This window comes from Williamwhitmania sp. (assembly GCA_035529935.1).
GTDB lineage: Bacteria > Bacteroidota > Bacteroidia > Bacteroidales > Williamwhitmaniaceae > Williamwhitmania.
Genome location: DATKVT010000168.1, coordinates 1 through 20,473, shown reverse-complemented (window position 1 = coordinate 20,473; position 20,473 = coordinate 1). Strand labels below are relative to the sequence as shown.

Genomic DNA, 20,473 nt, shown 5'->3' with positions numbered 1-20,473 from the left:
GTAGTTACAAGTGTTGCATCGGGAAGTGGGTTACCCGAGCTGATAACTGTAACATCCGTAGCAGGACTAATTTCAGTAAGGCCAGAAAGGTTAGTTCCTGTTCCCTTATATTCAACTACGGTACCTGTTACAGATACGTTATCACCTTGTGCAACGGTATAGGTGCTGGTGTATACATAAATACCGTTCCAAGCACCGGCAGCATCCTGAATGTAGAAACCTGAGTAGGCACCAGCAGCAGTGTATTTAAGCGAGGTAACGGTGCCGTTGAGGGTAACTACTTGGTTATTGTATGGGCTGTCACCCGAAGCGTCGGTGGTGTACTGAACGTCGTGAATGGTTAAGGTGCCGGCTGATGTGGTAACAGTTAGCTTAACAGGGGTATCCATAAGTATGGTTCCTGCGTTGTCCTCAGTTACAAAATAAACATCGTAGGCGGTGCTTGCAGATAGTCCAGTTATGGTGGAGGAGAAATCTGTAGCAGCGGTAGTAACATCGATAACAGTACCTGATGCCTTTACATCAGCACTGGTAGGTGCAGCAGTACCTGAGGCTTGCTCTAGGAAGTATACCTTTGCAGCACTCTTTAAATTTACCACTACATCAAATTGATTTTTACCAACGTTAGCCGATTTTGGATAGGTGGCGGTGAACTCAGGGGCTGCGAAAGTAACGGTAACCATCCAAGGCATTGTTGTTACTCCATCTTCAGCAGTTACTGTGTAGGTAACTGGGTTGGTAAAGTCCTGAGCCACTCCGCTGGCAGGGTCAACGGTAGCACCAGCTGAAAGGGTGATGGTTGGAACAAGGGCGGTAACGTCGGTTCCGTAAGGTAACACCACGCTAACCGTGTGGTTTGGTGCATCAATGGTGCCATCAACACTAGCAAGTGTAAAACCTGTAATTTCGGTGGCAGTGCTCAGCGTGGCTGCAGTTGTAAAGGTGATGCTCTGGTCAACAGTAGCGTTGCCGGCAGCATCTTGAACTGGGGCAATAGCTAGGTAGTATAGTTGTCCAGGGGTGAGACTTGAGGTTGGCGTGATGGTGATTACCTTGCTAGCACCGTCAATAGCTGCGGTGAAAGGCACTGCTGTACCCATTGCATCGGTTTCGGTAAGGGTAATAAGCGATGTTGGGTCTGTGATGGCCGCACCACCAATGGCAAAAACGGGCTCATCGAAGGTAATGGTAGGATTAACAGCGCTAGATACACCGGTTGCAACATCTGCAGGGTCGAAGGTGGCAACAGGAGCTGTCATATCTATTCCAGCAGCCTCCTGCCATGTGTTAGCAACTCTCATTCCATCTATAGTTCCTGTACCGCAGCCGCTTGCTTGTCTAATTGCAACAGCACTTAATTCTGTTGGATCTGATGAACTAGTTGACGTTGCTTCAGGTGTTGCCGGAATCGTATTAGTTGGAGCAGTTAAGATATATAAGGAAGCAACATCATTGGCTGCACCATCAACAAAATCATACTTAATTACAACAAGATATGTTGTATTTTCATCATATTCATTAGTTCCAAAGGTAATTGTCGAGCCAGCTCCAATACCAAAAACAAGTTTTCCAGCAGCGGAACCTTGCTTGCTTTGTAACCTGCCAAAAAAGGCACCAGCGTTATTTCTAAACGTAAAAAAATAAGTGCCACTTGTACTACTATTTGTTGCACTTAGCAAAAAACTAGCATATATGGATCCAGATGATTGTACTGCAAAGGTTCTTGTGATATCTTCTGAATTAGCCGTATTGTAGGTTGCAGCTCCACCAATTCCAGATGATTGGTAATCTGCCATGCTTAAACTTGTTGCAATATATCCTACTTGTGTCGTACCAGAAAATCCAGCCCAATTAGTAGTAATTGTGGTTAGATTACCTGAGGTAGTGCCGTAATCAAAATTTTCATTTAAAAGTAACTGCCCAAAACCGGTAGCCGCCGTAGTGACCAGCAAGGTTGTTGTGAGCAGTGTTGTGAGTAGAGTTTTTAGCTTCATAGCATTAGGTTTAATTAAACAATTAGTGTTTGTAGCTTATTATCAATTTGTTCCTTTCAAATTCCACAAGTGAAAGGGGAAACAAGTTATGTAAAGGTAGAGGAAATCCAAACTTTTTTACGAAAAATTTGGTTAAAAAATAGCTATTGTTTTGTTATCCGCTGATTATTAGGTGTTAAGCGCAAACGATTGCATTGAAAAAATCAAACAGTCAGGGGGTGACTATATCTCGGAAACAAGAAGTCACCCCCTGACTTGCCAACCCCACTGCTGAGAATTGGCATCGTCGAGCTCCCTTCGGTCGGTTCTGATTTCTGATTTCTGATGAAGTTAACTGCTATGGGTAAGTTTTTGCACTACTTCGGATTTCGGACTTTTTTGTCACCTGTAACTCAGTCACTTGTCACTATTTTTCCACCGAGTTCCACTGAGGAATTAAGGCTTGTGGCTGTAGCATCTGTCACCTCTAACTCGTAACTCGTTTTGTTGCCCCAATAAATCGGGATTTCCGCTCTGCTAATAATTCTCTAACTTCCTCTAACTTCCTCTAACTTCCTCTAACTTCCTCTAACTTCCTCTAACTTCCTCTAACTTCCTCTAACTTCTTTCTCCTAAAACCTTGCCGTAAACCCAAAGTGCACCTTGGCATCCTTAAATTGGGGCATGCCACCATTGGTGGAGCCAAGGGCATAGGCTAGCTGAAAAAGTCCACCGCTTACCTCCAGCTGGGTTCCAATACCAACCCCAGTTGGTTTAAAGGTGTCGAAGCCGTTAAGCCAGCTGCGCTCGAGGTAGCCTTTATCGATAAACAAGAAGCCGTAGCTCTCACGCTCAAAGTAGTAGCGTACTTCGGCGGTAGCAATGTGGAAGGAGGAGACCCAGAAGAAATCCTCGTCAAATCCCCTAAGGGTGGAGTATCCACCCACGCGGAGGAGTTCGTTGTAAAAAAGGCGATTGTAGCCATTGCCTCCAAACGCGCCAACAGCACCGCCATGGTAGGCGCAGTAAAGCCCTAACTTTCCTGCAATGCTGTGGTATACTCCCAGCTTGGCGTTAAGCGAGTAGGCTGTGGAGGCTTGAGCTACGGTTTCACCCGAATTGGTGACGTAGTCGGCTAGGCGGCTTCCAAGGGCGGCCCCCGTGGCAATATTAATCTCGGAAGAGGGGAATTGGTTTGCTACAAGGTGGTAGTAGCTGTAGCCTACGCCGTAGAACGTGGAGCTGCTATTGCCATATCCTGCTACCGTGGTAGTGCCACTGCTGGCCACCTTTTTCAACTCGAACCATCCGGTGAGCCTGTGGCCAGTTACGCCGCTCCACATAAGCGTAATTTTTGGGTTAACCACCAAGGTTGAGGTGTCCTTGCGATAGATACTGAGCGAACCTGCACTGCCAAAACCACCAAGCCCCAACCAAGGAAAGGAGGCCTCAGCCTCGAGCCGTTGCTCGTCGGTATCGAGCTTCTTCCATTGCAGCTGCACCTGCTCACCTATATTAAAGGTATTGACCAGCTTAAGCGTGGCATCACCCCGGAAGGTAACTCCACCACCGGTCTCCTTGCCTGCAAGTCCAATAAGTGCACTTACTTGGTTGGCCTTTTTCTGATTCAGATAGACATAAACTCTGGCTTTACTTGGAATAAATTCCGGCTCTGCTGGTCGAATGGAGGTCAGGTATCCTAGCTGGCTAATGGTGCTTCCTATTTGGCGAACCTGCCTTTCGCTGTATGGAATTTCAGGTCGAATGCCCAGCAGATAATCGAGGTAATTTCTGTTGGCCCTGTACTTACCTTTTATTATAAGGGTGTTGAATACCACGTAGGTTCCGGGTAAAAGTCGTAAAGACCCCTTTAGTGTATTGTGTTCAATGCTAACCGAATCGAACAACAGCGTTGCAAATGGATATCCTTGGTTCTCCATTTTGGAGAGGAGGAGATCGGTGGTGCTGAAAAGAGAAAAGAGGGAGAGATTTTTCTGCTTAATGGCGGTGGGAAGCTGGTAGTTTCCACTGGGGACAATTAACCCAAGGCGTACCCTTTTAATGCGGGTTCCCCTGTAGATAAAAATGTTGGTGTTGACAGAATCGCCATGGATGGAATCTACCCCAGCTGCAGCATAACCCTTTGTCCAAAGCGAGGCAATGAATCGATCTACTTGAGCAGCTACAAGGGTGCTGTCGTATGTGTCAATTGCTACTGTCTTGAGTGGTTGATGGGAATTGGTGCTCCAAAACGTTAAGGCATGGCTGCCTTGCGCCAGTGCTGGGGTGTTTAAAAAAAAGGTTAGAATAGCGATTAACGATAGAGCAAAAGATTTTCCATAAATATCAATAGGCCAGAAAAATGATCTAATTGCAAATTCGGCTGGTGAGGAAAGTCGGGAATTAACCTGCCTATTCATGGAAGTAAAGGTTATGCTGTAGTGCAAACCTAAAAAATGAGAAAGTATTGTGCTACGATTTATTTATATGCAGTTGTTTCGTCGTCGTCAATAAGGCTCTGCAGTGTAGTGTTTTTGAGAATCTCATATGAGAGATCTCTTACCCTTTTAAACGTTTTTCGTATTCCACATTTTTCTTCATCTCTACAAAACTCGCACGATTGGTAGTGCTTTTCGGAGGCACATGACAGCATGGATATAGGCCCTTCGAAGTGGTTGTAAATGGAGGCAATATCAATTTCCGCGGGTGGCTTGATTAGGTAATAACCACCCGACTTGCCCATTTTGCTTTGCACCACGCCCAACTTTTTGCAGTCGTTTAGAATGCTCTCAAGAAACTTTTGTGGAATTCCTTGCCCTTGGGCAATATCCGAAATTTGAACAGGCCCCTTGCCGTATTCCTTTGCCAGCCGAAGCAGAGCCATTAGCGAATATCTAGTCTTTCTGGAAATCAAGGTTATCGATTTTAACGATTTAAAGTTACACTATTTTAATTATAGTCTATCAATTTAGTAGGACTACATGAAGATTTTATTTTATATGCAAGGGAGGATGGTTACCAATGTTGGGTTCTATTTCTAAATATGTTTATGAAGAAAGGTGGTTCTACCGAATTAGCTTTTGCCAACAACGGTTCAAATTTCTACCTTTGAACCACAAAAAAACAAACGCCATGAATGCAATAATGAACCATCGATCCATCCGCAAGTATAAATCAACCCCAATTGATGAGGCAACTATCAATGAGATTCTGCTAGCTGGAACTCGTGCATCAACAACCGGGAATATGCAAGTTTACAGTATTGTGGTTACCACTAACCCCGAAATAAAGCAGCAGCTGGCTCCGTGCCATTTCAATCAGGCTATGGTTACTCAAGCACCAGTAGTGCTCACCTTCTGCGCCGATTTTAACCGGTTTAATAAGTGGTGTGAACAGCGAAATGCGGTTCCGGGCTACGACAACTTTCTCTCCCTTACCACTGCTGCCATTGACGCCCTGCTGGTCTCTCAGAATGTTTGCTTGGCTGCTGAGGAAAATGGGTTGGGCATCTGCTACCTAGGAACAACTACCTATACTGCCAATAAGATAATTGAAGTACTTAAGTTGCCCAAAGGGGTAGTTCCGATTACTACTGTGGTGGTAGGTTACCCTGAGGAGGTTCCCGAGTTAACCGACCGTTTGCCACTGGAGGCCGTTGTCCATCGTGAGGTTTACCACGATTACTCTGTAGCCGATATTAACCGCCTCTACGCCGAGAAGGAGGCAATGCCACTTACCAAGCAGCTGTTGACGGAGAACAACAAGGAGACGCTAGCTCAAGTATTTACCGATAATCGCTATACCAAAAAAGACAATGTAGCATTCTCAAAGGTATTTCTTCAGGTGTTGCACGACCAAGGATTTATGAATAACCAGGAGTAACCGGAACGTCGAATCAATAATAAGAATGCCTTGATTATAATCAGGGCGTTTTTTGTTCGGATAAGCAGGTTCTTGCTAATCCATCCTCTCCACAATCTTTGGAAGATCGCTAGGTGTTAATATTCCCTGCAGGTGACCGGTTGGACTACCATTTTCGGTAATTAGAATGGCCTGCAGGTAGCTGCCCTGCTTCATCGATCGCTTAAACATATCGTATATGGTAATGATGTCGGCATGGTTGGAAACTACGGCAAAATCTCTGGCATCCGCATAGGGAATAACCTCCTCTAGCAGCGCACCGTCAAGCTGACCACGATGGGCGAAGTTTTCGGTGATCCACCTTGCTAATGATTTTGCCGTTATCAGGCACACAATCCGATTTCGATCTACCACCGGGCAGCGCATAAACCCCTTTTCTGCAAATGTTTTAAGCATCTCCATGATGGGAGTTTGTGGCGTTGCAAAGTAGGGAGGAGAAAAGGGAATGGTGCTCACCCGTGGTGGGTTATTCAGCATATCACGAATTTTCCTTATTTCGGTTACCACGTCGTTGTGTGGCTCAGCAATGATGAAGTTTTCGCGGCGGGTATGGGTAATGGCGTTGCGCAGCTCGGCGAACTCCCGTAGATCGTTGGCGTATCGCTGCACTACCGGATGAAAGCTCCGTGCCTTTCTCACCAGCTCAGCAAATCCAGCGTGGTATCGGTCATCACAAATGTCCCGTAGCTTCTGCTCAATCTCTGTAAATAGGTCGATAAACTGTTCTGAATTTGCCTGTTGTTCCATAGCGCTATAATTTGCCATGAAGGTAGAGAAATTAGTGACAGGTTACAACAGCGACAAGTGACAGGTTACAACAGTGACAAGTTAAATAAATGTCGGAAGATCGGAGACCGAAGTTCTGCGGCTGCAAACCTACAGACTTATTAGTGAACAGTGAATAACGAATTAGAAACCAGAATTCAGGAATCAGGAATCAGGAATCAGGAATCAGGAATCAGAAGCATCTACCAGCCTATATCCTTTATCTAACCCTCTAAAGCCCTAATTTGCTAATCTCCTTGATTAATTCTTCACATAAATTCATTTTCAACTGTTTCGTTAACCCTCATTTTTCTACCTTTGTCGTCTTGTGTAAATTTTAAACGGGAACAACCATGTATACACATCAATACCTAGAGGAGTTTACCACTCATCTGTTCGAAAAAATGGGCTGCCCGACAGCCGATGCAAAGGCGGTGGCTGAGCTGTTGATTCGCGCTGAGCTGCGTGGCCTTTCGTCGCACGGCATGATGCGGGTAAAGGATTACTTTTTGCTGGTTGAGGCTGGCAGAATAAATACTAAGCCCAACGTTCGCATTGTGCACGAAACGCCTAGCACAGCAACAGTTGATGGCGACAATGCCTTAGGCCCGGTTGCTGCAAAGCGCAGCATGGAGATTGCCATTGAAAAGGCAAAGAATGTTGGTACCGGATGGGTTGCCACCAAGGGGTCTAACCACTTTGGCATTGCGGGTTACTACGCCATGATGGCGCTGGAGCACGACATGGTTGGAATCTCTATGACCAATGCCAATCCGCTGGTGGCCCCAACCAATTCAACAAGCAAATTTTTGGGTACCAATCCCATTGCAGTTGCTTTTCCAACCCAGCGTCAACCAGCATTTGTGGCCGATTTTGCAACTACACCAATTGCTCGAGGCAAGTTGGCCATAATGGGAAAAAAGGGACAATCAATTGACTACGGTTTTGTGCAGGACAAGCACGGTAATCCGAGCACCAATCCCGATATACTTCTGGATGGTGGCGCAATCCTGCCACTTGGTGGAAGTGCCGATCATGGAAGCCATAAGGGCTACTGTATGGGTTCCCTTATAGATATTTTTTCGTCTGTTTTTTCTGGGGCCAACTTTGGACCTTTCGTACCACCTCAGGTGGCTTACCTACCCTTACTTGAGAAAAGTGTTGGGGAAGGGCTTGGCCATTTCTTTGGTGCCATGCGTATCGACGCATTTCGACCTGCAAGTGAGTTTAAGATGAAAATGGATGAGTGGATTGAAACCTTCCGCGGTGCCGAGAGCATTCAAGGGCAGCCAAAGGTGATGATTCCCGGCGATCCAGAGCGGCTTAACGAGGAGCGTATTACCAAGGAGGGGATAACGCTTATTGCTCCTGTTATTAAGGACCTTGCCGATATTGCCTCAAAGTTGAATGTTCCCTTTAGGGCTGAGTAAGCGAAATTAAACCTGATTATGAGAGGAGATTCTGCAACAGTATCTTCTTTTAGTTAGTTACTGACAATGGAAACTAATCTTCATGAAATTGGGAGCGTAACCGATGAGTTGCTGCACTATGCAGTAATATGCGCCTTTGTTGGAAAGCAGCTTGTACTGGTGCGCAACCGTCAGCGGGTAACTTGGGAAATCCCCGGTGGTAGAAGGGAGTTGGGAGAAGCAATTGATGCAACCGCGAGCAGAGAGCTGCAGGAGGAAACAGGAGCCATCCGTTATGAGATGGAACAGATTTGTGACTACTCGGTTACGATAAATGGGAATACCAGCTTTGGACGACTATACTATGCTAACATTGAGGATATGGAACAGGAATTACACTTTGAGGTGGGAGAGGTAATGCTTTCTGATAGCTTACCTCCAGAGCTTAAGCTCACCTATCCAGAGATTCAACCACTGCTATACCGCACTGCGATTACACACAAAAATCGCGTTTAGATACCCCTCTAATGTAAAGAGCCTCGAATTTTCGAGGCTCTTTTATTTCTATTCAGTCACAACGTTAATCTATTTTCCTATTCACGTATGTTGCGCTTGCTTGGGCAGTGGGCATTACCACTATTTCGTTAATATTCACATGGCTGGGGCGGCTTATCACGAAAAGAATGGTTTCTGCAATATCCTCAGCAAAGAGCGGCGTTAGACCTTGATATGTCTTCTCTGCCTTTTCAGTATCACCCTTAAAGCGCACCTCTGAAAATTCAGTTTCAACCATTCCTGGTCTTATTCCTGTAACCTTAATATTGTTCTTTAGCAAGTCGATGCGCATGGCTTTAGTTAGTGCCTCAACGGCATGCTTGCTGGCGCAGTATACATTGCCATTTTCATATACCTCTGTGCCTGCTATGGAGCCAATATTAACAATGTGGCCACAGTTTTGCTCCACCATTAAGGGCGCAACCTTGCGAGTAATGTAGAGAAGCCCCTTAACGTTGGTGTCAATCATTCTTTCCCAATCGTCCACAACGCCATCCTGAATATGGTTTAGGCCAACGGCTAAGCCTGCGTTGTTGATTAATACGTCAATTTTTCGCCACCGTTCTGGTAGTTCATTAATGGCGGCCTCTACGGCTTCATTGTTCCGCACGTCGAAGTTTAGCGCTAGCACATCCGCTTTGTACTTAACCTCCGCTTCTTTTTTTAAGTTCTCAAGCAATTCTGCTCTACGTCCGGTAATTATGAGGCTATAGCCATTTTCGGCAAGCAGCAGAGCTGTTGCTTTTCCAATTCCGGAAGTTGCTCCTGTAATAAGGGCAAGTTTTTTCATTGTATTGGTAGTTTTTTAGAGCTGGTAAAAGGGTAATTCCAATGCCATTAATTGTTTGAGGTGTTGTCCCAACAATTTGCCAAACAAAACACCATTTAGGCATTTCACCCTTCAGCAATTTGAACCCAAAATTACAACTTAAACTTCAACCCTGTAACTGTTATGTAGCATGAAAAAACATTAATTGGCTATATTTGTGTTTAAATTGATGAACGCTAATGGCTTCTCTAGAATCTTTAAAGGTGTTATTACTCGAAGCACGGTTTTCGGATGATGTTCTGGAACGGCTGTTGCAGCAGCTGGATGAGCAGAGTAGCGATCTTGAGCGAATGGTAATGTTTACTCTTGTCGTGCAGGCGAAGCTTTTGTCCAGTGATCCTATATACACACATACTGAGGTGGTTCCCGGCTGGCATGCTGCACTTAACCAGTCGGTGGCATACTCCAATGGAACACCGCTTGTGGACGGTTTGGAGCGAATTGCGGAGAGTTTTTGGAAGTTGGCTGTTAATGGTTTTAAACCAGCCGCGCTATCGCATTGGTCGGTTTCACCGGGTGTTAGCGTTGATAAAATTGCAAGTGATGCAACCAAAACTTTGAGCTGTTTTACACAAGGTCTAGGAATCCCGTTGGTGGAGGGCGGAGTCTATATCTCTTCCGATATTGATCCGGAACCATTTGTTTGTAGCAGCCTAGTTGGTATTAGGAAGGGGGTTGGTTGTACGCGTAAACCGTTGGTTAGCAGCAACGTTTACCTCATTGGCAACTATACCTTGCCTGAGTTTTATAGTAAGGAAGTATCTATTCTCTCGCGGGCATTTGATTTTAAAGAAAATGTGGAGAACCATCAAACAGGAATTTTTGCCAAGCAGCTCGATTTTGCCCTCGGTGAACTTTTTAAGGCAGAAGTCATTTCGGATGTACAACCGCTCACTACGCTTGGCTTATTGCGAACAGCACTAGCCATCTCGTTGCGGTGGAATCTGGGAATGCGGTTTGATGTTAAAAAAGTGTTGTTGGGAATAGATTCATGTACCACATTAGAACTGCTAGGCGCTGAAACGCTTAATCGGCTCATGGTTGTTTGTCCAGTTGGGAGGGAGCCTATATTTGAGGTAATACTTGAGAAGTGGGACATCCCATACAGCAAAGTTGGGCGCATCGAAGAAAATCCGGTTGTAACTATAGAGGCAAGCGGTGAGGAGTTGATCGCTATTGACCTTGCCATTATTAGCGAACTTGAGATGCCCAAAGAGGAGATGGAGACAGTTGATATACCAACATTTGAAAAAAGTAGCACTGAGTGGGGCTCATCTCAAGTTGAGCTTATCGATGCCATAATGCTGGTGTTATCCAGCTCAAGCCTCTCTCCTAAAATGTGGTTTCGGGAACAATTCGACTCAAGCTTATTAAGCGGCCCAAACCTGAGTAATCCATCCGATGCAGGAATTGCCGTACTCCCCGAGGCAAGGAGAAGCATTGCAATGGCACAGGTTCTTAACCCAAGGATGTCTCAGATTAGTTCTGAAAAATCGCTTATCCTTAGCTTTGCGGAGGCTACTCGTAAGGTGATTTGCTCGGGTGCAATTCCAATGCAGGCTTCCTTAATGCCAGCGATATTTGGTGATAACGAGGAACAGGACAGCAGGGTGCAAGAGCTGCAACGATTATTTTATAAGGTATGTGATCAATGGGGTGTGGTAGGATCGGCCCAGCAGCCTTTTATTAAATTGAGACCAGTGCAAAAATCTGCAGTTTTTTCTGCAGTGGCTATCTTGGGAGTTGTCGATGGATCGGCTCCGCTATCGCGAAGTTTTCTGGATAAGGGTGATATGATTTATCTTCTGGGCGAACCTGCTATTTCACTTGCCGGAAGCGAGTTGGAAACCTGCCTAGGCCATTCCAATGCCAGCTACATTCCCTATTTCGATATCCACCGGGAGTTCCGTTTGCAAAAGGCGTTGCTACAGCTATACCGGTTGGGCATTCTGAATTCGGCACACAGCGTTGGGCGGGGTGGCATTTTCACCTCACTTGTGGAGTGCGGTCATTTGCATAGCCTAGGCTTCGATATTACAACCGATTCAGAAATTGAGACAAACATCTTCCTTTTTGGCGAGTCCCCAGGAATGGCAGTGGTTACAGTGCCTTCTACCAGAGAAGTTCAGTTTATTGATTTTATGGTAGCACAGCAACAGAACTTTAGGACCCTAGGCCATGTTACTAAGGCTGAGGTTCGCGTTGATGATATCTCCTGTGGATTTATCAACGATTTACAAAAGCTTTACGTGTAGCTATGCCTGTTAACTAAAAATTACCCAAATTTGCATGGCTATTATCAAGCCAACCGAATGCGGTTGTTGTAGCATTTTGATTGCCAGCGGGAAAGGTTTCTTATCGATTCCTGGGTGGTGAAAAGTAGTAGTATTGTCGAAAATTGTTGGATTTATTATGGCTGATAAAGAAAAGGTGGTGGGCATGTTTAACAATATTGCCCCTACTTACGATTTTTTAAATCACTTTCTCTCACTCAATATTGATAAAGTTTGGCGCCGCAAAATAGTGAGGCTGTTGCGGCCTCATGCACCACAGCGAATTTTAGACGTTGCATCTGGTACCGGTGATTTGGCAATTGCCCTCTCTAAGTTACATCCTGCTGGCATTGTTGGGGTCGATATTTCGGAGGGTATGCTTGAGGTGGGTCGCGTAAAGGTTGCCAAAAAGAAGCTGAGTCAAACCATTTCTTTGCTGTATGGCGATTCTGAAAACCTTCCTTTTCCCAACGGCTCTTTTGATGCCGTGGCCGTATCGTTTGGCGTTAGAAACTTTTCCCACCTCGATATTGGGTTACAGGAGATGCAACGGGTATTAAAGGTAAACGGAATTGTTGCCATTCTTGAATTTTCCATGCCTCGACGCTTTCCGGTAAAACAGTTTTACAAATTTTACTTTCTTAAAATACTTCCTTTATTTGGAAAAATATTTTCAGGAAACAGTGAGGCTTACGAGTATCTGCCTGACTCAGTGCTGAAATTTCCCGATGGGGAGCAATTTTTGGAACGGCTAAGAGATGCTGGGTTTAGTAGTGTAAGCGAAAAAAGGCTAAGCTTTGGGATTGCTACCATATACACGGGCATTAAGGAGGAAAAGAAGAAGCGACAATAATTGAGCTACCTCGCCGTTTCTTTGAAGCTGGGTGTATAAACCTTGGAATAAATGATTATAACCAGCAGCTATAATGGCTGATTGTAAAACTTAGCATTTGTAATATTGAATAGGTTGAAATCTCTTCTAATTGTTCTGGTTGCTGCAGCTTTGCTTTTGCCGGCAAAACAGGTTTTTGCCCAGATTCAAAAAAAACCGTTCACCCAGCTCGATTATGACTACGGGAAGCCACTTCACTTCGGTTTCTCCCTTGGCTTTAACATTATGGACTTCACGGTCAAGAACAATGGGAAACCGCAGGTTTTAGCTCCCGGCGATACCACTATTTTGTGGAGTGATGTAAGCGACCAAGTTCCAGGTTTCAATGTCAACATAATTATGGATTACCGGTTGAACCAATCCTTTAGCCTGCGCTTTCTTCCGGGTTTATCGTTTGGTCAGCGCGATTTGAACTTCTTCAACAAAACAGGTAACCTGCAAACCACCATGAAGTTGGAGTCTTCCTTTATCGAGTTTCCCTTTTTGCTGAAGTATAAGGCAAAACGGTCTGGTGATATTCGGCCTTACCTTATTGCTGGCATTAATCCTCGCTTTGATGTAGCTGCCTTTAAAAAGTTGAACAATAAGGAGGGGATATATGTAAGGCTTAATGAATACGACCTTTACTACGAGTATGGTGCCGGGCTTGACTTTTACCTCAACTACTTTAAGTTTTCCATTGAGATGAAGTATTCTTCAGGATTGCTAAACGTTCTTTCTCCAGACTTGGTGGAGGGAGGCGAAGGATACGTGAAATCAATCGACCAGATTAAGTCACAGATTTTTGTAATTTCCTTTCATTTCGAATAGTTACCATGCCAGTTGAGCTGTCGCTTTCATTAAGTCCAAAACAGGCTTCTGATGAGCAATTTTTCAAACCACTAGTTGCTGAAAAGTTGAGTATTTCGCCGAAAGAAATTTCGGCAATCCGCATTATACGTAAGTCCATCGACGCTAGGGGCCGGCAGGTAAAAGTTAACTTGGGATTGCTTGTGTTCATTAATGAAGATGACACCTACTATGCTGAGGATGCCGTTAAGCTGCGCAACGTAAGTTTGGCTGAACCTGTGGTGGTTGTGGGTTCTGGTCCAGCTGGTCTTTTTGCTGCGCTGCGCTTGATTGAACTAGGTCTCAAGCCTATAGTAATTGAGAGAGGAAAAGATGTAAGTGCTCGAAAGCGCGATATTGCCTCCATTAACCGCGATCAACGTGTTAATCCCGATTCAAACTATGCCTTTGGGGAAGGTGGTGCCGGAACCTTTTCCGATGGCAAGCTATATACCCGCTCGAAAAAGCGAGGCGATGTGGCTCAAATTCTTAAAATATTTCACCAGTTTGGTGCGCAGGATAGCATTCTTTATGAGGCACACCCACATATTGGGACCAATGTGTTGCCAAGGGTGGTTACGGCCATAACTAAGGCCATTGTTGAGGCTGGGGGTGAGGTGCATTTTAACAAGCGTGTCGACGATATTTTGCTAATTGGGAATAGAATTGGTGGGGTGGCTTGTGGCGGAGAAACATTTAAGGCGAAGGCTGTTGTACTGGCAACGGGGCATTCCGCAAGAGATATATACAACTTGCTATACAAAAAGGGTATTACCATTGAGGCTAAGCCATTTGCAATGGGCGTTAGAGTTGAGCATCCTCAAGCACTCATCGACTCAATTCAGTATCATATTCCATCTAGGGGTGAATATCTCCCCGCAGCCTCCTATTCATTGGTCCATCAAGCCGATGAAAGAGGGGTATACTCCTTTTGCATGTGCCCAGGAGGATTTATTGTTCCAGCGGCCTCTTCGCCAGGTGAGGTGGTTGTAAATGGCATGTCCCCCAGTGAGAGAAATTCTCCTTTTGCAAACTCCGGGATTGCTGTTGAGATTCGGTTGGACGATTTACGTTCATACCAGAGTTATGGCGATTTGGCCGGCTTGACAATGCAGTCGAGATTAGAGAAAAAGGCATTCGAGCATGGTGGTGGAGGTCAGAAAGCTCCCGCTCAGCGTCTAACCGATTTTGTATCTGGGCGTTTTTCCAGCCAACTACCTACTTGCTCTTACCATCCAGGCCTTAATTCCAGCGAAATGCACGAGTGGCTTCCTCAGCCAATTAGTAAACGGCTGAGAGAGGCATTCAAGGCTTTCGACACAAAAATGCGTGGGTTTTTAACTAACGAAGCTGTAATCCTAGGGGTGGAGTCCAGAACATCATCACCCATTCGTATTCCTCGGAACGAGCAAACGCTTATGCATAGTAAGATTGAAGGCTTGTTTCCATGCGGTGAAGGGGCAGGGTATGCGGGAGGCATTACCTCTTCTGCCATAGATGGACAAGCAAGTGCTGATGCGGTGGCCAATTGGCTTAGCCATTAACAATTCTTCGCTTAAATTCGGACAGCACAATGGCTGTAGCGGTGGCTACGTTAAGCGATTCGGCTCCAAAATTTCCCGACATAAAGGATGGTATTGTAATATTTCGGTCAATAATGCATGCCACCTCAGGCGAAATACCATTTCCCTCGTTTCCCATTACCAGCACTCCTGAGGTGCTTAGCGATGCTTGGTAAATACTCTCTCCTCCCAAAAAGGTGCCATAAATTTCCAGCCCGCTATTTTTTGCTTCATTTAAAAATAATGGAAGATTTTTATAGTGAATTCGGACCTTTGCGATAGCCCCCATGCTGGATTGTATGACCTTACTGTTGTAGCAATCCACCGTTCCTGTTGAGCAAATAAGGTCTTCAATGCCAAACCATAAGCAAAGCCGAATAATGGTGCCTAGGTTTCCCGGATCTTGAAGGTCGTCAATAGCAACAATTAATTTTTGCTGCATAGCAACTAGGTCGGAATTATACTGTGGAACATGGAAAACACCCAGTGCGGGAGAGGGGGATGAAAGCCCTGAAATTTTTTTCATTTCGCTCGACGAAATCTTAAAAACCAGGGCTGGTGTAGAATCTATCAATGGAGGGGTTACACCTTCAACCTTATAAATTTCTTTGGCCACAAGTCCTGCCTTGAGTAACTCCAAAATGAGTTTCTCCCCTTCGGCAATAAACAATCCCTCTTCAGCCCTATGCTTCTTTTGGCGAAGTGCAGTAAGCTTTGTAATTTGATGTTTTGTAAGCACCATTTTAAAGTCTATTATTTAGTATACTTGTGGCGGTGTTATGCTCTACCTCGAGGTAAGATAATTTCACTAATCCAAAATGTTGGATTGTTGGGTTAACTCATCCTCATTGTGCAAAATTATGAAATACCTTTGGGCTTTAACTGTTACTGAAGAATGAATTGATGATTTTAACCATTGAGCGTTCCATAACAACTATTATGCGGTAACATTTTCAAAGATTATTTTTCTACTTTAGGCTAAATTTTTTTTATGCTGCGTACGCTTCAAAATAAGTTCATCTTATTTACGCTAATCTTAATTGTTGCATATTCATGCTCTAATACAAAGTATGTCCCTGAGGGAAAGTATCTTCTCAATGCGACCGAGATTAAGGTAGATGGTAAAGGTGTTAGCCCCGATGAGATTGTGTCGTACGTGAAGCAGAAGCCAAACAAGCGAATTTTCTTTGTTCGCTTCCACCTTGGGCTCTACGACCTCTCTTCTCCTTCGAAAAACAATGGCATTAGCGGATGGCTGAAGCGTATTGGGGAGGAGCCTGTTATTTACGATAGCTACCTTCACACCAAAAGCATGGAGCAGGTGGGTCTCTTTCTCAACAGTAAGGGTTATTACAACTATTTGCTGCACGATACTCTGATTTACTCTCGTAAAAAAACTGTGAAGGAGGTTTTTAACATAACCCTTGGTAAACCTTATACCATTGATGATGTAACATTAAGCATTCCCGATTCGGCGGTATATAATTTGGTGCTTTCCGATACCGCTAATAAAAAACTTGTTAGTGGGATTCCTTTTGATAAGGATATTTTGGAAGACGAACGAGATAGAATCACCTCAATGTTGCGTAACCACGGCTATTATAAGTTCAATAAAAATTTTATCACCTATACTGCCGATACCTCCTTGGGAAATAAGATGGTTGCATTAACCATGAAAATAAGCAACTTCCCGGTTAAAACAGACGATGGAAAGATAATTCGAGTTCCTCACCAGAAATTTAGGATTAGCCAAGTCAATATCCTGACCGATTATGACGGCGTTAAAGCAATAACCGATTCTACCTACATGAAAGGATATGATACCATACCTTATTTGGGGCTGAATATTCTTTACAGAAAAACATTTAAACTTAAGCCCAGCACCATTTATAGGGCCGATTATATCATGCCCGATAGTCTTTTCAGTGAACGGGACGTTAACAATACCTACAACAACTTCTCCTCCTTGAGGTTGTTTCGCAATATCTCCTTTCAGTTTGAGGAAAAGCCAAAGGGTAAAAAAGAAAACAAACCTTCATCGGAGGAACTTTTTGATGATGTAGTTATTGATGAAAACATGGATAGCCACATTGATACAACAGGAAAGGTTGAGCCGAAGTTAACATGCAATGTGCTTCTTCTTCCCGTAAGTCAACAAAGTTATACGGTGGAGTTGGAAGGAACCAACTCATCTGGTGATTACGGAATTGCTGGCAATCTTAGTTATCAGCATAAGAATCTATTCAGAGGGGCGGAGTCTTTTGAAGCTAAGTTTAAGGAGGCCGTGGAGGTTCTTAAAAAGACAACTTCCAATACATTTGGCACATCCGTTGAAACAGGAGTGTATACCTCGCTTAATATTCCTCGTTTTTTAATGCCTTTTCATATAAACGATAATCAGGCAACATACAATCCCAAAACTCAGTTTTCTCTTTCTTACAATTTTCAGCGGCGTCCCGATTATACGAGAACCATAGTAAACTATACGTTTGGTTACAAGTGGAATCAGAATAAGCATATCACCATGGTGGTGAATCCCATCGATGTCAATATCGTAAATTTGCCAGTGGTCTCTGCCAGTTTTCTGGATCAATTGACTGACGATTTTTTGCGAAATAGCTATCAAAATCACTTGGTTGCGGGGGCTTCTTATTCATTTATCTACTCTAAGAATGAGAAGAGCCAACCAAGTAATTCCTATTATCTTAGGGTGAATGCCGACATGGCTGGGAACTTGCTAAGTGTGTTCAGCAAGACATTCAGCGAACCTAAGCTCGATGGTTCTTACCGGGTTCTGGGAACCCAATATGCACAATATATAAGGGGTGAGGTTACCTATGTTTATCATCAGGTGCTGAACGAGGCAAACACTTTTGTATATCGGGCCTATGCTGGAATTGGGGTCCCATATGGCAATTCCAAGGTCTTACCTCTTGAACGACAATTTTTTGCAGGGGGTGCAAACAGTAATCGGGGCTGGCAGGTTCGCTCGCTTGGCCCCGGATCGTACCGTTCCGACTCCACCACAACTTACCCCAGCGTTTCATCCGATATGAAGTTGGAGGCTAACTTCGAATACCGGTTTAAACTTATATGGAAAATGGAGGGCGCGTACTTTGTCGATGCCGGTAATATATGGGCTATTGATGCAGAAGATACACGTCCCGGTGCCCAATTTGACGTAAAGCGTTTCTATAAGGAGATTGCCATTGGAACTGGCCTTGGAATACGCTTTAACTTTGGCTTTTTTATCTTTAGAATCGATGCTGGCATTAAGGCCTACGACCCTTCGTTACCGCTTGCCAATAGGTGGGTTCTTGGCACCCAACCCCTTACCTTTAATGATGTGGTATTCCATTTTGGCATTAACTATCCGTTCTAATCTGCTACAAATTAGCTTATTTTAAAATTATCTAGATAAATTAATTGCGTACATTTGGGTTTAATCAATCCCTGATTTGCCATGTTGTACAGTAAAATTGTTGAACTGTTGGGCGATAAAGCGAATTATCTGCTCAATCATAATTGTAAAACAATTGACAAGAGTGCTCTGCACCAGCCAGGGCCTGATTTTGTCGATAGGGTAGTGGCTCTAAGCAATCGATCCCCACAAGTAATGCGTAGCCTTCAACAGCTATACAGCCATGGACGCTTAGGCGGTAGCGGGTATCTTTCAATTCTTCCAGTAGACCAAGGGATAGAGCATACCGCAGGAGCCTCTTTTGCACCAAACCCCATTTACTTCGATCCAGAAAATATTGTGAAGCTGGCCGTTGAAGGAGGCGCTAATGCTGTGGCTTCTACGTTTGGGGTTTTGGCCGCTTGCTCCCGCAAATATGCTCACAAGATTCCTTTTATTGTAAAGTTGAACCACAATGAGCTGCTTACTTACCCCAACAAGTATGACCAAATTATGTTTGGGTCGGTGGATGAGGCTTGGAATTTGGGAGCCACCGCGGTGGGTGCTACCATCTACTTCGGATCAGAGGAATCCAATAGGCAATTGGTGGAGGTTGCTGAGGCATTTGAACGGGCCCATGAGCTTGGTATGGCAACCGTTCTTTGGTGTTATCTCCGGAACAATGCGTTTAAAAAGGATGGGGTCGATTACCATGTTGCTGCCGATCTTACTAGTCAAGCTAACCACCTAGGAGTGACTATTCAGGCCGATATCATTAAGCAAAAGCTCCCTGAGAACAATGGTGGGTTTAAGGCAATTGGCTTTGGGAAGACTTCCGATAAAGTTTACTCTCAGCTCACAACCGATCACCCCATCGATTTAACACGGTACCAAGTCGCCGGCTGCTATATGGGACGGTCGGGGTTGATCAATTCTGGCGGTGCTTCTTCCGGTGAATCTGACTTGGCCGAAGCAGTTGCTACCGCGGTAATTAACAAGAGGGCAGGAGGAATGGGCTTAATTTCCGGCCGAAAAGCATTTCAGAAGCCGATGCCTGATGGTATTCGTTTGCTCAACGCAATTCAGGACGTATATCTGGCAAAGGAAATCGCCATAGCCTAGCGTTATAGAATCAAAAAGGACGAAGGTTGGCACAACGAACGGCCAACCTTGCGTTCTTTCTTTGTTAGATACCCCTTTTTCTATATAATGTTAAACCCATCTTAACCATATTCGCATGGGGTTTTGGAGGAGCTTTTCAAAGGAGTGGTTCTCCTTTTCACGTAGCGAACGCCAAGGGGTATTAATGCTGCTGGCACTAGTTGGAGCAATTGCGTTGATTGTTTGTCTCTATCCAGAGCGCAAGGTGTCAAAAATCGATCCCGGCCTTTCAGAGTTGGCAGCGCAACTAAACCAGCGCCTTCAGGATGACTCCAACGAAAGAAGTTATGGATGGAAGCCTTTGCCATCCTCCACATCTAAGCAAAGTTCAACTTTGGTGATGAATAACTTCGATCCCAACTTTGTTTCCTCAGAGGAGCTGACCCAAATGGGACTGCCCGAAAGGTTTTCCAAAAGTTTATTGGCCTATAGAAACCATGGGGGAAAATTTCGTTACCGGGAGGATGTAGAAAAGTTATATGGGCTAACAGCGGAGCTTTACGGGAGCATTGAGCCCTATATTTCCTTGCCATATAAGGGTGAAACAACATCGTCCAATCCCAATCGACGTAGCTACCATGATAGCATAGCCCTACTGGCAGGGCTTAGGGTAGAATTGAATTCTGCCGATTCGGCCTCGCTGGTTGCATTAAAGGGAATTGGCCCCGCTACGGCCAAGCGTATTTTGCTATATCGTAAGCGATTAGGCGGTTTTTATTCCATTAGTCAGCTGGCCGATATTTACGGCATCAAGCTGGAAACAATTGAGCAGCTTAAAGGAATTCTTGTTCTAGACACCTCACTAATTACACACATCGAGTTAAATAGCGTTTCGGTCGATACGCTGGCCTCTCATCCATACTTCACCCTCTACCAAGCCCGTGCCATTGAGTATTACAGGCTTA

16 protein-coding genes are annotated in these 20,473 nt (G+C 44.6%); 10 read left to right on the top strand and 6 right to left on the bottom strand.

The genetic code is table 11. The features are described from left to right. The 3 genes from VMW01_12590 to VMW01_12580 form a co-directional block, all read right to left on the bottom strand. A partial coding sequence (locus VMW01_12590; protein HUW07090.1) for an Ig-like domain-containing protein occupies nucleotides 1–1,994 on the bottom strand: 1,994 nt, incomplete at its 3' end. A gap of 611 nt (nucleotides 1,995–2,605) precedes the next feature. Then, nucleotides 2,606–4,393 (bottom strand): hypothetical protein, encoded by a 1,788-nt coding sequence (locus VMW01_12585; protein HUW07089.1) that lies wholly within the window; start codon nucleotides 4,391–4,393, stop codon nucleotides 2,606–2,608. 59 nt (nucleotides 4,394–4,452) lie between these two features. Further along, nucleotides 4,453–4,887: an Rrf2 family transcriptional regulator gene (locus VMW01_12580; protein HUW07088.1), complete on the bottom strand. Its 435-nt coding sequence runs from the start codon at nucleotides 4,885–4,887 to the stop codon at nucleotides 4,453–4,455. A gap of 218 nt (nucleotides 4,888–5,105) precedes the next feature. Here VMW01_12580 and VMW01_12575 point away from each other — a divergent pair, with 218 nt between their 5' ends. After that, nucleotides 5,106–5,855, top strand: coding sequence for an NADPH-dependent oxidoreductase (locus tag VMW01_12575; GenBank protein ID HUW07087.1), 750 nt, complete (start codon nucleotides 5,106–5,108; stop codon nucleotides 5,853–5,855). A gap of 75 nt (nucleotides 5,856–5,930) precedes the next feature. Here the strand turns inward: VMW01_12575 and VMW01_12570 are convergent, their stop codons facing one another. Beyond that, nucleotides 5,931–6,641 carry a CBS domain-containing protein gene (locus VMW01_12570; GenBank protein ID HUW07086.1) on the bottom strand — a complete coding sequence of 237 codons (711 nt, stop codon included), beginning with the start codon at nucleotides 6,639–6,641 and terminating at the stop codon, nucleotides 5,931–5,933. 371 nt (nucleotides 6,642–7,012) lie between these two features. Between VMW01_12570 and VMW01_12565 the strand changes: the two genes are divergently transcribed. Next, entirely contained in the window at nucleotides 7,013–8,089 is a 1,077-nt protein-coding gene (locus VMW01_12565; protein ID HUW07085.1) for an Ldh family oxidoreductase, read from the top strand. 66 nt (nucleotides 8,090–8,155) lie between these two features. After that, nucleotides 8,156–8,584, top strand: coding sequence for an NUDIX domain-containing protein (locus VMW01_12560; GenBank protein HUW07084.1), 429 nt, complete (start codon nucleotides 8,156–8,158; stop codon nucleotides 8,582–8,584). Nucleotides 8,585–8,648: 64 nt separating this feature from the next. On the opposite strand, the gene VMW01_12555 is transcribed toward VMW01_12560, so the two are convergent. Continuing rightward, on the bottom strand, nucleotides 8,649–9,413 hold the full coding sequence (locus VMW01_12555) for an SDR family NAD(P)-dependent oxidoreductase (protein ID HUW07083.1): 765 nt from the start codon (nucleotides 9,411–9,413) through the stop codon (nucleotides 8,649–8,651). A gap of 218 nt (nucleotides 9,414–9,631) precedes the next feature. On the opposite strand from VMW01_12555, the gene VMW01_12550 reads away from it, so the two are divergent. The 4 genes from VMW01_12550 (at nucleotide 9,632) to VMW01_12535 (ending at nucleotide 14,989) form a co-directional block, all read left to right on the top strand. Continuing rightward, nucleotides 9,632–11,707, top strand: a complete 2,076-nt coding sequence (locus VMW01_12550) for an AIR synthase-related protein (protein HUW07082.1) — start codon at nucleotides 9,632–9,634, stop codon at nucleotides 11,705–11,707. Nucleotides 11,708–11,864: 157 nt separating this feature from the next. Further along, nucleotides 11,865–12,578 carry a bifunctional demethylmenaquinone methyltransferase/2-methoxy-6-polyprenyl-1,4-benzoquinol methylase UbiE gene (ubiE, locus tag VMW01_12545; protein HUW07081.1) on the top strand — a complete coding sequence of 238 codons (714 nt, stop codon included), beginning with the start codon at nucleotides 11,865–11,867 and terminating at the stop codon, nucleotides 12,576–12,578. Between the two features lie 114 nt (nucleotides 12,579–12,692). Beyond that, a complete protein-coding gene (locus tag VMW01_12540; protein HUW07080.1) occupies nucleotides 12,693–13,427 on the top strand; it encodes a porin family protein in 735 nt (244 codons plus the stop codon). Between the two features lie 5 nt (nucleotides 13,428–13,432). Continuing rightward, a complete protein-coding gene (locus tag VMW01_12535) occupies nucleotides 13,433–14,989 on the top strand; it encodes an FAD-dependent oxidoreductase (protein HUW07079.1) in 1,557 nt (518 codons plus the stop codon). Here the strand turns inward: VMW01_12535 and VMW01_12530 are convergent. Next, on the bottom strand, nucleotides 14,979–15,749 hold the full coding sequence (locus tag VMW01_12530) for an RNA methyltransferase (GenBank protein ID HUW07078.1): 771 nt from the start codon (nucleotides 15,747–15,749) through the stop codon (nucleotides 14,979–14,981). The two genes, VMW01_12535 and VMW01_12530, sit on opposite strands and share 11 nt — an antisense overlap. 249 nt (nucleotides 15,750–15,998) lie before the next feature. Here VMW01_12530 and VMW01_12525 point away from each other — a divergent pair, with 249 nt between their 5' ends. The 3 genes from VMW01_12525 to VMW01_12515 all read left to right on the top strand — a co-directional run. Further along, a complete protein-coding gene (locus VMW01_12525; GenBank protein ID HUW07077.1) occupies nucleotides 15,999–18,389 on the top strand; it encodes a BamA/TamA family outer membrane protein in 2,391 nt (796 codons plus the stop codon). A gap of 81 nt (nucleotides 18,390–18,470) precedes the next feature. Then, nucleotides 18,471–19,529, top strand: a complete 1,059-nt coding sequence (locus tag VMW01_12520; GenBank protein ID HUW07076.1) for a class I fructose-bisphosphate aldolase — start codon at nucleotides 18,471–18,473, stop codon at nucleotides 19,527–19,529. A gap of 115 nt (nucleotides 19,530–19,644) precedes the next feature. Then, nucleotides 19,645–20,473, top strand: an 829-nt coding sequence (locus VMW01_12515; protein ID HUW07075.1) for a helix-hairpin-helix domain-containing protein, incomplete at its 3' end; no start/stop codon positions are given.

Excerpts from the sequence above, each read along its gene's own strand:
- VMW01_12520 (HUW07076.1), top strand. The coding sequence starts at position 18,471 with ATGTTGTACAGTAAAATTGTTGAACTGTTGGGCGATAAAGCGAATTAT.
- VMW01_12525 (HUW07077.1), top strand. The coding sequence starts at position 15,999 with ATGCTGCGTACGCTTCAAAATAAGTTCATCTTATTTACGCTAATCTTA.
- ubiE (HUW07081.1), top strand. The coding sequence starts at position 11,865 with ATGGCTGATAAAGAAAAGGTGGTGGGCATGTTTAACAATATTGCCCCT.
- VMW01_12530 (HUW07078.1), bottom strand. The coding sequence starts at position 15,749 with ATGGTGCTTACAAAACATCAAATTACAAAGCTTACTGCACTTCGCCAA.
- VMW01_12570 (HUW07086.1), bottom strand. The coding sequence starts at position 6,641 with ATGGAACAACAGGCAAATTCAGAACAGTTTATCGACCTATTTACAGAG.
- VMW01_12565 (HUW07085.1), top strand. The coding sequence starts at position 7,013 with ATGTATACACATCAATACCTAGAGGAGTTTACCACTCATCTGTTCGAA.
- VMW01_12555 (HUW07083.1), bottom strand. The coding sequence starts at position 9,413 with ATGAAAAAACTTGCCCTTATTACAGGAGCAACTTCCGGAATTGGAAAA.
- VMW01_12585 (HUW07089.1), bottom strand. The coding sequence starts at position 4,393 with ATGAATAGGCAGGTTAATTCCCGACTTTCCTCACCAGCCGAATTTGCA.
- VMW01_12560 (HUW07084.1), top strand. The coding sequence starts at position 8,156 with ATGGAAACTAATCTTCATGAAATTGGGAGCGTAACCGATGAGTTGCTG.
- VMW01_12550 (HUW07082.1), top strand. The coding sequence starts at position 9,632 with ATGGCTTCTCTAGAATCTTTAAAGGTGTTATTACTCGAAGCACGGTTT.
- VMW01_12535 (HUW07079.1), top strand. The coding sequence starts at position 13,433 with ATGCCAGTTGAGCTGTCGCTTTCATTAAGTCCAAAACAGGCTTCTGAT.
- VMW01_12575 (HUW07087.1), top strand. The coding sequence starts at position 5,106 with ATGAATGCAATAATGAACCATCGATCCATCCGCAAGTATAAATCAACC.